The following is a 13,516-nucleotide window of genomic DNA, read 5'->3' as shown; positions in this document are numbered from 1 at the left end:
GGCTCGGCCGGATCGCTCCGGCCGGGCCCGCGTCCGTCACCGCGAGTCAGCGCGATTCCTCGCGAGTCAGCACGTCGAGGGCCGAGTCAGGACGCCGCGGCCGAGGCCCACGTCCGCGCCCTCGCCGCCCTGACTCGTCGAGAACCGTCCTGACTCGCCGCCCGCGGCGCTGACCTGCGGGAGCCGGTGCTGACTCGCGACGGGCGGTGCCGACCTGCCTAGCGGGCGGAGGCCACCGCGGCGAAGAGCGAGCGGAGCCGGGCGTTGTCGAACAGGTCCTCGACCAGCACGTTGTTGCCCGCCGAGTCGCCGAGCGGCACCTTCCAGTTCGGGTACTCGGTGTCCGTGCCCGGCTGGTTCTGCGAGCGCCGCTCCCCCACGGCGTCGACGAGCTGGACCCCGACCAGCGCGGCGCGTGACCGGCGCAGGTACCGGTGCAGCCCCTCGACGACCTCTCGCTCGGACGGCGAGTCCCCGACCAGTCCGCGCTGGGACAGGGCCACCACGGCCGCCTGCCGTTCCGCCCGCGCCTGCGCCCGCAGGACCTGGGGGTCCTCCGTGAGCAGGCCGAGCCGGTCGCGCAGGTCGACGTGCTCCCCGGCGAGGTACCCGGCCGTGGGCGGCATGTCGTGCGTGCCGACGGTGGCGAAGGTCAGGTGCCGGTAGTCCTCCGGCGGGGTGGGCCGCCCGTCGGACTTCTCGAACCAGAAGACCGAGGTGCCCAGCACCCCGCGCGAGGCGAGGTAGTCACGGACCCACGGTTCGAACACGCCCAGGTCCTCGCCGATGACGACGGCGCCGGCCCGGTGGGCCTCGAGGCAGAGGATCCCGACCAGGGCGTCGTGGTCGTAGCGCACGTAGGTGCCCTCGGTCGGGCGCATTCCGTCCGGGACCCAGAAGAGCCGGAACAGGCCGAGGACGTGGTCGACGCGCAGGGCGCCGGCGTGCCGCAGCGCCGTGCGCAGCATGTCCCGGTACGGGGCGTAGCCGGCCTTGGCGAGCATCCGCGGGTTCCACGGCGGCTGGGACCAGTTCTGCCCCTGCTGGTTGTACATGTCGGGCGGGGCGCCGACACCCACGCCTCGCGCCAGCACGTCGCCGAGGGCCCAGACGTCCGCGCCGTCCGGGTGCACACCCACGGCGAGGTCGTGCATGATCCCGAGCCGCATCCCGGCCTCGAGGGCGGTGCGCTGCGCGGCGTGCTTCTGCTCGTCGAAGACCCACTGCAGCCAGCAGTAGAAGTCGATGCGCTCGGCCAGCCGCTCGCGGGCCGCCGCCACGGCCGGTGACGCCGGGTCGCGCAGCTCGTCGGGCCACGGGGCGCCGGCCAGCTCCTCGGTCAGGGCGCACCACGTGGCGAAGTCCTGCAGCCCCTGCCCCTGCGAGGCGACGAACGCCTCGTAGGCGGCCTGCCGGGCCGCCCGGCGGGGGGCGGTGTGCACGACCTCGAGGGCTGCCTTCTTCGCCTCCCAGACCGCGTCCCGGTCCAGCGCGCCGGCGTCCGTGTCCAGGTCGCGCACCGGGTCGGCGGCCCACTCCACGAGCGACCGGTCCGCCGCGGAGAGGTAGGCGGTCTCGAGGATGTCCTCGACCCGGACGTAGATCGGGTTGCCGAACCGGCGCGACGTCGGCAGGTACGGCGACGGCGTCATGGGGACCGTGGGTTCGGCCGCAGACAGGGGGTTCACCGCGACGAAGTCGGCGCCGGCCTGGTGCGCCGTCAGCCAGGCCAGGTCGGCCAGGTCCGCCAGGTCGCCCATGCCCCACGAGGTGCGGGACCGGACGGAGTAGAGCTGGGCGAGGACACCCCAGGCCTGGTGCCGCTCCAGGTCGTCGCCCAGCTCGAGCCGGGCGGGGGTGACCACCAGCGTGGCGGACCACTCCTGCCCCTCGGTCAGGGCGTGCAGGGTGTGCCAGCCGAGCGGCAGGCCGTCCGGCACGGCGAAGGTCGCGCGCCCGACCGGGCGGCCGTCGACCTCACGCGGCGGGACGAAGACGTCACGCTGCTCCAGGTCCCGGCGACGTCGCAGCTCGTGCGGCCGGGCCTCGGGCTCGGCCCCGTCGAGCTCGACCCAGACGTGCACGGACGCGCCGTCGCTGACGTGCACGGCGACGTCGCGCGGCTCGCCCTGGCGCACCACGACGGTCGGGGGCAGCACCGCGCGCCACTCCTCGTCGCGGGCCCGGCGCAGGCTCTGGGACACCTCCTGGCGCGTCGTGGCGGCGATGCCCAGCGCGGTCAGCACCGCCACGAGGGTGGCGTCGGAGACGTGGGCGACGCCACCGCCGAACTGGTGGTACTCGGTGAGCACACCGTGCGCCGCGGCGAGCTCGTGCAGCTCGCTGGGCGCATCGTCGTCGGAAACGGCCGAGGTCTGGTCGTCGAGGCTCACACGACGATCCTGCCACCATCGGCCCGGCCAGGCCGACACCGCGCGCCGGTCGAGGCGCTTCCGCCCAGGTCGGCCGACCCGTCTGGCCGCCGGGACGGCCTACCGAGCCGCGTCGGCAGGACGTTACCGTGTCCTGCGTGCGTGATGAATCCGTGATCTTGTCCCTGTCGTCCGACACCACCCCGGCACCCGAGCCCAGCACCTCCGAGGGGGTGCTGGAACTGACCCAGGAGGCCGGTAGCTCCTTCTGGGAGTGGTTCACCGGCTGGCCGCTGCAGGTCGTCCTCATCCTGCTGGTCGGCACGATCGTGCTGGTGGCGCTGCGCCGCGTCATCCGGCACACCGCCGAGCGCATCGCGACTGGCGGCGACAAGGCCCCCGCCGCCTCGCAGCGCGACGCGAAGAGGTGGTTCGGCTCCCCGCTCGTCGAGGACGCCGTGACCGTGGCGAACCCGCTGTCCAACGCACGGCGCGCCCAGCGTGCCCGCACCGTGGGATCGGTGCTCACCTCCACGGCGAACATCGTCGTCGGCGTCGTGGTGCTGCTCAGCGTGCTGTCGACGGTCGGCTTCGAGGTGGGACCGCTGCTGGCCTCCGCCGGTGTGGTCGGTGTCGCCATCGGTTTCGGCGCCCAGTCGCTGGTGCGCGACTTCATCTCCGGCATCTTCATCCTCATCGAGGACCAGTACGGCGTGGGCGACTGGGTGGACCTCGGTTCCGGCGCCGAGGGCGAGGTCGAGGAGGTCCAGCTGCGGACGACCAAGCTGCGCGCGCTGGACGGCACGCAGTGGTGGGTGCGCAACGGCGAGATCCTGCGCGCGGGCAACCGCACGCAGCGCTGGTCGCGCGCGCTGGCCGAGGTGCACGTGCCGGTGGACGCCGACGTCGACGGGGTGCGTGCGGCGCTCGGCCGGGCCGGCGACACCGTCGCGCGCAGCGAGGAGCTGGGTCACGAGCTCCTCGAGCAGCCGTCGGTGCGCAGCGGCGTGGACTCGGTGTCGGACTTCTCGATGTCCTTCACGATCATGGCGCAGACGCGGCCCGGCGCCCAGTGGACCGTGTCCCGTGCGCTGCTGCGGGCCGCGCAGGACGAGCTGCACACGATGGGCGCGGTGCGCGGTGAGCGCGTCGACGCCCCCGACAAGGCCTGATCGCAGACTGCTGCGGGCGGGTCCGGACGTCGCGACGACGCCGCGCCGGACCCGTCCGCCGGGGTCGCCGTGCCGTCAGGCCGAGGCGAGCCGTCCGTCGAGCTCGGCCGCGAGGTTGTCGGCCTCCGGGCCGACGATGACCTGGATGATCCGGCCGGACCGCACGACGCCGAACGCCCCGGACTCCTTGAGCGCCGGCTCGTCGACCTTCCCCGGGTCAGACACCTGGACGCGCAGCCGCGTGATGCACGGCTCGAGCTCGACCACGTTCGTGGTCCCGCCGAGTGCTGCGAGGATGTTCTCCGCCTTGCTCATTCGGTCTCTCCCCAAGGTGTCGTCGGATTGCGCCGTTGCAGTTCCGTGATCAGCCTAACCCCTCGCCGCCTCCGACGGTGACCTCGGCCACGGTGGGACGGCCCCGTCGTCTGGGAAGATGTGCGCGTGACGACCCCCACCTTCTACGACGACGTCGGCGGACACGAGACGTTCGTCCGGCTCGTCGACGTGTTCTACGAGGGCGTGGCGACCGACGAGGTGCTCCGCCCGATGTACCCCGAGGAAGACCTGGGCCCCGCGAAGGAACGTCTGACGATGTTCCTCGAGCAGTACTGGGGCGGGCCGACGACGTACAGCCAGCAGCGGGGACACCCCCGGCTGCGGATGCGCCACGCGCCGTTCAAGGTGAACCCCGACGCCCGGGACCGCTGGCTGGCGCACATGCGCACCGCCGTCGAGTCCCTGGACCTGGCCCCGGCCCAGGAGTCCCAGCTGTGGGACTACCTGGAGCGCGCGGCGTTCAGCCTCATCAACACCTTCGAGGAATGATGCGGAGCGAGGCGAGGGTGGGCCCGAGGAACGAGGGCCCGTCCCGACCCGAGCACAGCAGCATTCCGAGCAACCAGCACCAGGAATGATGCGGAGCGAGGCGAGGGTGGGCCCGAGGAACGAGGGCCCGTCCCGACCCGAGCACAGCAGCATTCCGAGCAACCAGCACGAGGAATGATGCGGAGCGAGGCGAGGGTGGGCCCGAGGAACGAGGGCCCGTCCCGACCCGAGCACAGCAGCATTCCGAGCAACCAGCACCACCCCGCCCCGACGACCCGAGGAATGTGAACGAGCGTGAGCGACGCCCCCCACGGCCCCCTGGACCGGCTCCTGGCCGCCCTCGACCTGCGCGAGATCGAGGGCTGGGGCCCACGTGGCGAGGAGGACGTCTGGCGGGGTGAGTCCGTGCCCGGTCCCGGGCGCCGGGTCTACGGAGGACAGGTCCTGTCCCAGGCGCTGCTGGCCTGCGGCCGCACGGTGGAGGACGACCGGCTGCCGCATTCCCTGCACGCCTACTTCCTGCGGGAGGGGGCGCTGGACTCGCCGATCGACTTCGCCGTCGAGCGGCTGCGCGACGGCCGGTCCTTCAGCGCGCGCCGGACGCACGCCATCCAGGCGGGCCGACCGATCCTGTCGCTGACGGCGTCGTTCCAGGTGGACCAGCCGGGCTACGAGACGCAGGCCGCCATGCCCGCCGACGTCCCGCCGCCGGAGGAGGTGACCTCGGCGTTCGAGGCCCTGCGCGGCATCGACCACCCGGCGGCGCGGTACTGGGCGTTCGACTCGGCCTTCGAGCTCGCGCACATCGGGGGCGCGCTCTACGTGGGGCCCGCCGACGACCCCCGACCGGAGCAGATGGTCTGGATGCGAGCACGGCACGCGATCGACTCGGACGACCTGCTGCTGCACCGGGCACTGCTGGCGTACGGCTGCGACCAGGTCATGCTGGAGCCGGTCCTGCGGGCCGCCGGCAAGTCCTGGGCGGACGTCGGCGGCACCGTGCCGATGGCGTCGCTGGACCACGCGATGTGGTTCCACCGGGACGCCCGGGCCGACGAGTGGCTGCTGTACGTCCAGGAGTCGCCGGGGGCGCAGGGCGGTCGCGGCCTGGGCCTGGCCCGCGTCTACGACCGCGCGGGCGCCCTGGTGGCCACGATCGCCCAGGAGGGCATGGTCCGCCTGCCCGCCTGATCCTCACCGCGTCGCAGCCGGCGCAGCGTTCAGGCTGTGCCCGAGGCGTTCGGGCGGCAGACTGACGAGGTGCGAACCGACGACTCCCCTGCCCCGGACCCGGTGACGGCCGCGGTCCCGACCGCCACCCCCGCCACCGTCGCCGTCACCGGCGTGACCGGTTACGTCGGCGGACGGCTGGTGCCCGAGCTCCTCGAGGCCGGGTACACGGTCCGGGCCCTGACGCGGAACCCCGACCGGCTCGCGGGCCGCCGCTGGGCCGACGACGTCGAGGCGGTGCGCGTGGACGTCTCCGACCTGGATGCGACGCGGCAGGCGCTCGACGGCGTCGACGTCGCCTACTACCTGGTGCACTCCCTCGGGACCGGGCGCACCTTCGAGGTGCGTGACCGCCGCAACGCCCTGACGTTCGCGCGCGCCGCCCGGGAGGCGGGCGTCGGGCGGATCGTCTACCTCGGCGGTCTCTACCCGGACGTGCCCGAGGGTGAGCTGTCGCCGCACCTGTCCTCCCGCAAGGAGGTCGAGGAGATCCTGCTCGCCTCCGGGGTACCGACGACGGTGCTGCGGGCCGCGGTGATCCTCGGCTCCGGGTCGGCGTCGTTCGAGATGATGCGCTACCTGACCGAACGACTGCCCGCGATGACGACGCCCCGCTGGGTGGACAACCGCATCCAGCCGATCGCGATCCGCGACGTGCTGCGCTACCTGGTCGGTGCGGCCGCCATGCCCGCCGACGTCTCCCGCGGCTTCGACATCGGCGGCCCGGAGATCGTCACCTACCGGGAGATGATGCAGCGCTACGCCGAGGTGGCGGGTCTCCCCCGGCGCCTCATCGTCGGCGTCCCGGTGCTGACACCGCGGCTGTCGAGCCACTGGGTCGGGGTCGTGACGCCGGTGCCGTCCGGGATCGCGCGACCTCTGGTCGAGTCGCTGCAGCACGAGGTCGTGTGCCTCGAGGACGACATCCGCCAGTACGTCCCCGATCCGCCCCACGGACGACTGGACGTCACGCGCGCCCTCGAGCTGGCCCTGACGCGCATCCACGACGGCGAGGTGACGACCCGGTGGACGTCGGCCTCGGTCCCGGGTGCGCCGTCGGACCCGTTGCCGACGGACCCCGACTGGGCGGGCGGGTCGCTCTACGTCGACGAGCGCAGCACGGTCGTCGAGGCGCCGAGCGAGGTGCTGTGGCAGGTCATCGAGGAGATCGGCGGCCAGGACGGGTGGTACTCGTGGTCGCTGGCCTGGAGGATGCGGGGCCTGCTGGACCGGATCGTCGGCGGGCCGGGACTGCGGCGCGGCCGCCGCGACGAGCACCGCCTGCGGGTCGACGACGCGCTCGACTTCTGGCGGGTCGAGGCGCTGGAACCGGGACGTCGGCTGCTGCTGCGGGCGGAGATGCGGCTGCCCGGCCTGGCCTGGCTGGAGCTCCGGGTCGACGAGTCGGCTGCCGAGATGACCGACGAGGACACGACGGGACCAGCTCCCGAGGAGGCCGACGGACCGCACCGGACGTACTTCGCTCAGCGGGCACTGTTCTACCCCCACGGCCTGCTCGGCCAGGCGTACTGGTGGTCCGTCGCCCCGTTCCACGGGATCGTGTTCGGCGGCATGCAGCGCAACGTCGCCCGGGCTGCCGAGCAGCGGGCCGCGAAGCAGCACGACGCCGACTCGGGCGCCTGAGCGCTCCGCGAGCGCCGGCCCGCCGCGTGTGGGTATGAAATCTGCAGCTCCGGACAGGTCCAGAGCTGCAGATTTCATGCCCACAACGGGTGGGGTGGGTCAGCGGCGCCGGCGGAACTCGATCGGGTCCTCCGCGAACCGCTCGAAGACGGACCGCTCCTCGGGCGTGATCCGGCGTGGCCGACCCGAGGCGGCGTCGATCACCACGATCGTCGTCGTGGCCCGGGTGTAGGGCTCCAGCCCCGACGCGGGACCCGTCCGCGGGAAGCCGCCGTGCGCCCCGTCGTACACCTCGTAGCAGACCTCGAGGGACGCGCCCCCGATCGCACCGATCCACATCTCCACGCGGACGGGGTCGCGCGTGAATCCCAGCGGACGCAGGTAGTCGGCCTGCTGGCCGGCCACCAGGGTGTGCGAGGTCGCGTGCGGACCCGTGGCCAGAACCGCTGTCGGCCACGGGTCCTCGGCCTCCGGGTGCCGCCAGAACGCGGTGATCCGCGCGTCCTCGAGCAGCCGGAGCATCGCGACGTTGTTGACGTGCTGGTAGGCGTCGAGGTCCGACCAGCGCAGCGAGACGGGGACGTGCAGACGAGTCATGGCGGCATCGTCGCACGCCGACGGCCGGTGGCCGACCTCAGGCGGCGGCGACCGCCGCCGCCTCCCGGCACGTCGCCAGCGCCTCCATCTCGGTCGCCACCGGGCGGCGGACCTCGGTCTCGGCGACCTCGCTCACCGCGGCCCTGAGCCGCCGCCGGACCCGACCGGCGCGCCGTCGGGCACCCAGGGCGCCCGCCCCGCGGGAGAGGAGGGCGAGCAGCAGGCCGGCCACGATCCCTCCGAGGGTCAGGGCCGTGGGCCACGGCAGCTCGAAGGTTCCGCCGCCCCGGCCCGTGAGGTCCACGGTCAGGTCCGGCACGAGCAGCGGCGGCAGCTGGAAGTACGACAGCACGGCCGCGAGTCCGAGCCAGCCGAGCCCCACCACCGCCGCGGCGAGCAGCAGCCACTGCAGCACCCCGACGACCCGCCACCACAGGGGACGACGTTCCTCCTCGAGACGCGTGCCCGCGACGGCCTGGTCCAGGGCGTCGGGCAGGCGGTCGATCGCCGTCGACCCGCGGTCCCGGGCGGCCAGCACCCAGGCGTCCGGCGCCCCGTCGGTGACGTGGTCGACGTAGGAACGCACCGCGGTCGCCGTGGCCGCCCGCACGCTCGGCCGGGTCTGCGGCAGGGACGTGCGCGCGAGATCCGGACGGTCGACGGGAACGCGCAGGTCGTCGCGTCGCAGTCCGAGCCGGCGCAGGGGGTCGTGGCGAGTCCGTCCGATCCAGCGGGTGACCGGCCAGCCGGTGGCCAGCCGCGCGTCCCGACGCGCCGACCTCCGCACCGCCTCGACCACGGTCGTCGCCCCGGCCGCGTCCTCGAGGGCGTCCACGAGCGCGCCCTGGGCACGGTCGGCAGCCCGGGCCGGCGGTGCCTGCCCGCTCGCGTCGAGGACCCGTCCGGCCACGGCTCGCACGTCGGCGGTCAGCCGGGCGGTGGACGCCTCGCGACGACGCGCCGCCTCGGCCAGCAGACCGCGCAGCGCGTCGATCCCCTGCCCGGTGCGGGCCGACACCGGCAGCACCCGGGCACCACCCAGACCGTCGGCGGCCACCAGACGACGCAGGTCCGCGAGGAGAGCGTCCGTCTCCGCCGACGACAACCGGTCGACCTGGTTCAGCGCGATCACGACCACCTCGGACCGCCCCGCCAACGGGCGCAGGTATCGCTCGTGCAGCGCGGCGTCGGCGTACTTCTGCGGGTCGACGACCCACACCAGCAGGTCGGCCCGTTCCACGAGACGCTCGGCACGCACGCGGTGCTCGACCACCACCGAGTCGTGGTCGGGCAGGTCGAGCAGCACGAGACCCGTCGAGATGCCGGCCGGCCGGGTGCGACGCAGCACGCCGGTCGCCGGTGCCTGTCCTTCGACGGGCTCCATCTCGTGCCGACGCGGCACGTCCAGCCAGTCCAGCAGCTCGTCGGCGCCCTCGCCCCAGACCGCGGCGAGCGCGTGCGCCGTCGTGGGCCGCTGGACGCCCGGCTCGGCGACGTCGGCGCCGGCGACGGCGTTGAGCACGCTCGACTTGCCGGACCCGGTGGCTCCGGCGAGCGCGGCGACGGTGTGCTCGGCGCTCAGCCCGCCGCGTTCGCGGGCACGCTCGACCACGCCGCGCGCCGAGTCCGCCAGCTCGCGGTCCAGCCGCCCCTGCCCGGCCTCGACGGCACGGTCGAGCGCCGCGGTCCGGGTCGACAGGTCGGGGGCCTTCATGCACGGTCCTTCCGTCGCCAGCGCTTCCAGAACGGTCTGCGGGGTTCCTCCCCGGACGCCGTGGCGCCCGTGTCCCGCCCGGCGAGCGTCCCCGGCACGCGGGGGACCCCGTCGGGACCGGTCGGGGGGCGGAACGTCCCGGCACCCCGCAGCAGGCCTCCGCTCCAGGGCCGGGTGAGGCCGTCGGCCGGGCGCTCGCGCCCCGAACGTTCCGTCCGGGCCGCCTCGGCGACGTCCTGCGCCGCGTCCCGGAGGCGCCGTCCGTCGGCCCGGTCGGCGCCGAGGGCGTCGAGCTGGGCGGTGTAGCGGGCCGCCTGCCCGCGCAGCACGGTGTCCACGCGAGCGGTGAGCCGTTCCTTGGCCTGCGCCGCCAGTCGCCGCACCGCGTCGTCGCCGAACACCGCCTCGAGGAGCTTCTGCGCGGCCACGGCCGTGCCGCCGGCGATCCCGATCTCCAGGCCGGTCAGGCCGGCGGTCGAGGCGAAGACGAGCACCATGAGGCTCACGCCGAGGGCGTTGACACCGAAGGACAGCACCCGGGCGGTTCCCCGGCGCCCCTCCCCCTGCTCGCGCACCAGGGCCAGGACGTCGCCCTGCCAGCCGCGGATGGCCTCGGCCACCTCGGCGCGCAGGTTCGGGGCGGTGCGGGACAGCTCGAGGCCGTCGAGCAGGGCGGAGCCGGCGACGTCGTCGCGCCAGTCCGCGTAGGTGCGTTCGGCAGCCTGCTCGGCACCGTCGAGGAGCACGGACTCCAGGCCGTGGGCGATGGCCTGCTCGACGTGCGGCGCCTCCTTGGGCCGGCCCCGGAAGAACCGGCCGAGGGCGTCGCGGACCTTGCCGACACCGGCCTCGAGCGACCGGAAGAACTCGCCGGTGCCGATGAAGTCCTGCCACCGGGCGAGGACCTCCCCGCGCAGCAGGGCGCCGTCGGACGTGGCGGCCTCCACCTGGCGCAGCGCCTCACGGTGGTGCCGCTCGACGGCGCCGCGCAGTCGGGCGTCGGCCGCCTGCTGGGCGTCGGCGGCGTCGGCCAGGGCGTTGGTGCGGCGCACGAGGTCGTCCACCACGCCGTCGCGGGTGGCGGTGATGACGCGGGCGCGCGAGTCCGGGTCCCCGCCGACGCCGGACAGCCAGGTCGCCAGCTCGCTCACGGCGGACTCGGGCAGCAGCCCGTCGATCATCCGCTCCTCGCCGACGGCACCGGTCTCGGGCACGACGAACAGCGACGCCTCGCCCAGGCCGTGCTCGGTCATGAGGCGCCGCAGGTCGGCGGCGACCTCCTCCGTCCCCGGGTCGACACGGTCGAGCACGAGGGCGACCTGCGCCCTCCGCGACGCGGCGGTGGTCAGCAGCTCCCAGGGGACGGCGTCCGCGTACCGCGCCGCGGTGGTGACGAACAGCCACAGGTCGGCCGCGCCGAGGAGCTGGCCGGCGAGCTCGCGGTTGGCCTCCTCGACGGAGTCGACGTCCGGGGCGTCGAGCAGAGCCAGCCCCTGGGGCAGGTTGGCGCTGGGCACCAGGCGCAAGGTCCGGGTCCGCGCCCCGGCCCCGTCGTGGTCCGGGGACGCCTCGGTCGACCCGCCGTGCGTCGCCACGCGTGCGAGCCCGGGCAGCACGCGGTCGGCACCGAACCAGCGCGCGTCCAGAGGATGGTGGACGAGCACCGGTGACCGGGTGGTGGGTCGCAGCACGCCGGGTGTCGTGACCTGTTCGCCGAGCAAGGAGTTGACCAGGGTGGACTTGCCCGCGCCGGTCGACCCGCCGACGACGGCGAGCAGGGGTGCGCGCTCGGCCCGGAGCCGGGGCAGCAGGTAGTCGTCGAGCTGGTCCGTGGCCCGGGCCAGGTCCTCGCGGGCGTGGGCGGCCCCGGGGACCTCCAGGGGGAGCCGCAGCGCGCCGAGCCGGGCGCGCAGCCCCTCGAGCGCGTCGACGAGGGCGGCGGTGGTCGCGTCCGAGGTCAGCGCCGAGCTCGCCGAGACCGGCTGCTCGGCGGGTGCGGTGGTGTCCTCGGGGGTCGACGACGGCTCGGCGGGTTCCTCCTGCGGGCCGGTCTGCGTCATGTGCCCAGTCTGCACACTCCGGACGTTCGGTGCAGGGGCGTCCCGGTGTCCGTGTCGTCCCCTGCTGCGGCCCACCGGGTGACGATGCTGGTCAGGAGCGCCGTCGCTGCTCCGTGACCCGGAGCACGGCGAAGCCCGTGACCCGACGTCGTCGAGGTCACGGGCTTCGCCCGCGAGGGGAGGATCAGTCGCGGGTCAGGCGACGGTAGGTCACGCGGTGCGGTCGAGCCGCCTCGGCGCCGAGCCGCTCGACCTTGTTCTCCTCGTAGGAGGCGAAGTTGCCCTCGAACCAGTACCAGTTCGCGGGGTTCTCCTCGGTGCCCTCGTAGGCCAGGATGTGCGTGGCCACGCGGTCGAGGAACCAGCGGTCGTGGGACACGACGACGGCGCAGCCGGGGAACTCGAGCAGCGCGTTCTCCAGCGAGCCGAGGGTCTCGACGTCCAGGTCGTTGGTGGGCTCGTCGAGCAGCAGCAGGTTGCCGCCCTGCTTGAGGGTCAGCGCCAGGTTCAGACGGTTGCGCTCACCACCGGAGAGCACCCCGGCCGGCTTCTGCTGGTCGGCACCCTTGAAGCCGAAGGAGGCCACGTAGGCGCGCGAGGGGATCTCGACGTTGCCGACCTGGATGAAGTCGAGACCGTCCGAGACGACCTCCCACAGGGACTTGTCCGGGTCGATACCGCCGCGGGACTGGTCGACGTAGGAGATCTTGACCGTCTCGCCGACCTTGAGGTCGCCGCCGTCGAGGGGCTCCATGCCGACGATCGTCTTGAACAGCGTCGTCTTGCCGACACCGTTCGGCCCGATGACGCCGACGATGCCGTTGCGCGGCAGCGTGAAGCTCAGGCCGTCGATGAGCTGGCGGTCGCCGAAGCCCTTCTGCAGGTTCTCGGCCTCGAGCACCACGTTGCCCAGCCGCGGACCGGCCGGGATCTGGATCTCCTCGAAGTCGAGCTTCTTGGTGCGCTCCGCCTCGGCGGCCATCTCCTCGTAGCGGGCCAGACGCGCCTTGGACTTGGTCTGCCGACCCTTGGCGTTCTGCCGCACCCAGTCGAGCTCGTCCTTCAGGCGCTTGGACAGCTTGGCGTCCTTCTTGCCCTGGACCTTGAGGCGCTCCTGCTTCTTCTCCAGGTAGGTGGAGTAGTTGCCCTCATAGGGGTAGAGGCGGCCGCGGTCGACCTCGCAGATCCACTCGGCGACGTGGTCGAGGAAGTAGCGGTCGTGGGTGACCGCCAGGACGGCGCCCGGGTAGGTGGCCAGGTGCTGCTCCAGCCAGAGGACGGACTCGGCGTCCAGGTGGTTGGTGGGCTCGTCCAGCAGCAGCAGGTCGGGCTTCTCGAGCAGCAGCTTGCACAGCGCGACGCGGCGGCGCTCACCACCGGAGAGCACCGACACCTCGGCGTCCGGCGGGGGGCAGCGCAGCGCGTCCATCGCCTGCTCGAGCTGGCTGTCGAGGTCCCAGGCGTCGGCGGCGTCGATGGCCTCCTGGAGCTCACCCATCTCGGACATCAGGGCGTCGAAGTCCGCGTCGGGCTCGGCCATGAGAGCGGAGATCTCGTTGAACCGGTCGACCTTCGCCTTGATCGGGCCCACGCCCTCCTCGACGTTCCCGAGGACGGTCTTGGACTCGTTGAGCGGAGGCTCCTGCTGCAGGATGCCGACCGTGTAGCCCGGGGAGAGGCGCGCCTCGCCGTTGGAGGGCTGGTCGAGCCCGGCCATGATCTTGAGGATCGTCGACTTCCCGGCGCCGTTCGGGCCGACGACGCCGATCTTGGCGCCGGGCAGGAAGTTCAGCGACACGTCGTCGAGGATGACCTTGTCGCCGTGCGCCTTGCGCGCCTTGTACATGGAGTAGATGAACTCAGCCACTGGCTTGCTTCCACCGTTCGATCGCGCTTCGTCTG

10 protein-coding genes are annotated in these 13,516 nt (G+C 73.6%); 4 read left to right on the top strand and 6 right to left on the bottom strand.

Annotated elements, in window-relative coordinates:
* Positions 1–218: 218 nt before the first annotated feature.
* Positions 219–2,393 carry a 4-alpha-glucanotransferase gene (gene malQ, locus Q6347_RS10310; protein WP_304607297.1) on the bottom strand — a complete coding sequence of 725 codons (2,175 nt, stop codon included), beginning with the start codon at positions 2,391–2,393 and terminating at the stop codon, positions 219–221.
* 152 nt (positions 2,394–2,545) lie between these two features.
* Between malQ and Q6347_RS10305 the strand changes: the two genes are divergently transcribed.
* Positions 2,546–3,544, top strand: a complete 999-nt coding sequence (locus tag Q6347_RS10305; protein ID WP_304607296.1) for a mechanosensitive ion channel family protein — start codon at positions 2,546–2,548, stop codon at positions 3,542–3,544.
* A gap of 75 nt (positions 3,545–3,619) precedes the next feature.
* Here Q6347_RS10305 and Q6347_RS10300 read toward each other — a convergent pair whose 3' ends face one another.
* Positions 3,620–3,859 (bottom strand): glucose PTS transporter subunit EIIB, encoded by a 240-nt coding sequence (locus Q6347_RS10300; protein WP_171247583.1) that lies wholly within the window; start codon positions 3,857–3,859, stop codon positions 3,620–3,622.
* A gap of 126 nt (positions 3,860–3,985) precedes the next feature.
* On the opposite strand from Q6347_RS10300, the gene Q6347_RS10295 reads away from it, so the two are divergent.
* From Q6347_RS10295 to Q6347_RS10285, 3 genes are all read left to right on the top strand, one after another.
* Positions 3,986–4,369: a globin gene (locus Q6347_RS10295; RefSeq protein WP_171247582.1), complete on the top strand. Its 384-nt coding sequence runs from the start codon at positions 3,986–3,988 to the stop codon at positions 4,367–4,369.
* Positions 4,370–4,663: 294 nt separating this feature from the next.
* On the top strand, positions 4,664–5,560 hold the full coding sequence (locus Q6347_RS10290) for an acyl-CoA thioesterase II (protein WP_171247580.1): 897 nt from the start codon (positions 4,664–4,666) through the stop codon (positions 5,558–5,560).
* A 69-nt stretch (positions 5,561–5,629) separates the two neighbouring features.
* On the top strand, positions 5,630–7,243 hold the full coding sequence (locus tag Q6347_RS10285; protein ID WP_304607295.1) for an SDR family oxidoreductase: 1,614 nt from the start codon (positions 5,630–5,632) through the stop codon (positions 7,241–7,243).
* A gap of 99 nt (positions 7,244–7,342) precedes the next feature.
* Here Q6347_RS10285 and Q6347_RS10280 read toward each other — a convergent pair whose 3' ends face one another.
* The 4 genes from Q6347_RS10280 to ettA all read right to left on the bottom strand — a co-directional run bounded on the left by Q6347_RS10280 (position 7,343) and on the right by ettA (position 13,481).
* Positions 7,343–7,840, bottom strand: a complete 498-nt coding sequence (locus tag Q6347_RS10280; RefSeq protein WP_304607294.1) for a thioesterase family protein — start codon at positions 7,838–7,840, stop codon at positions 7,343–7,345.
* Positions 7,841–7,877: 37 nt separating this feature from the next.
* Complete coding sequence (locus tag Q6347_RS10275; protein ID WP_304607293.1) at positions 7,878–9,554, bottom strand: GTPase; 1,677 nt, start codon at positions 9,552–9,554, stop codon at positions 7,878–7,880.
* The gene (locus Q6347_RS10270) at positions 9,551–11,614 is read right to left on the bottom strand and encodes a dynamin family protein (RefSeq protein WP_304607292.1); all 2,064 of its coding nucleotides are present in this window, start codon (positions 11,612–11,614) and stop codon (positions 9,551–9,553) included. The genes Q6347_RS10275 and Q6347_RS10270 overlap by 4 nt, the downstream gene beginning before the upstream one ends.
* 184 nt (positions 11,615–11,798) lie before the next feature.
* Entirely contained in the window at positions 11,799–13,481 is a 1,683-nt protein-coding gene (gene ettA, locus Q6347_RS10265; protein ID WP_304603567.1) for an energy-dependent translational throttle protein EttA, read from the bottom strand.
* Between the last annotated feature and the right edge of the window lie 35 nt (positions 13,482–13,516).

Source organism: Isoptericola sp. b408 (assembly GCF_030588085.1).
In the GTDB taxonomy this organism is placed as follows: Bacteria; Actinomycetota; Actinomycetes; order Actinomycetales; family Cellulomonadaceae; genus Isoptericola; species Isoptericola sediminis.
The sequence above is the reverse complement of the archived record's forward strand: the minus strand, read 5'-3'. Positions and strand labels throughout refer to the sequence as shown.

Excerpts from the sequence above, each read along its gene's own strand:
- Q6347_RS10300 (WP_171247583.1), bottom strand. The coding sequence starts at position 3,859 with ATGAGCAAGGCGGAGAACATCCTCGCAGCACTCGGCGGGACCACGAAC.
- Q6347_RS10280 (WP_304607294.1), bottom strand. The coding sequence starts at position 7,840 with ATGACTCGTCTGCACGTCCCCGTCTCGCTGCGCTGGTCGGACCTCGAC.
- Q6347_RS10275 (WP_304607293.1), bottom strand. The coding sequence starts at position 9,554 with ATGAAGGCCCCCGACCTGTCGACCCGGACCGCGGCGCTCGACCGTGCC.
- Q6347_RS10270 (WP_304607292.1), bottom strand. The coding sequence starts at position 11,614 with ATGACGCAGACCGGCCCGCAGGAGGAACCCGCCGAGCCGTCGTCGACC.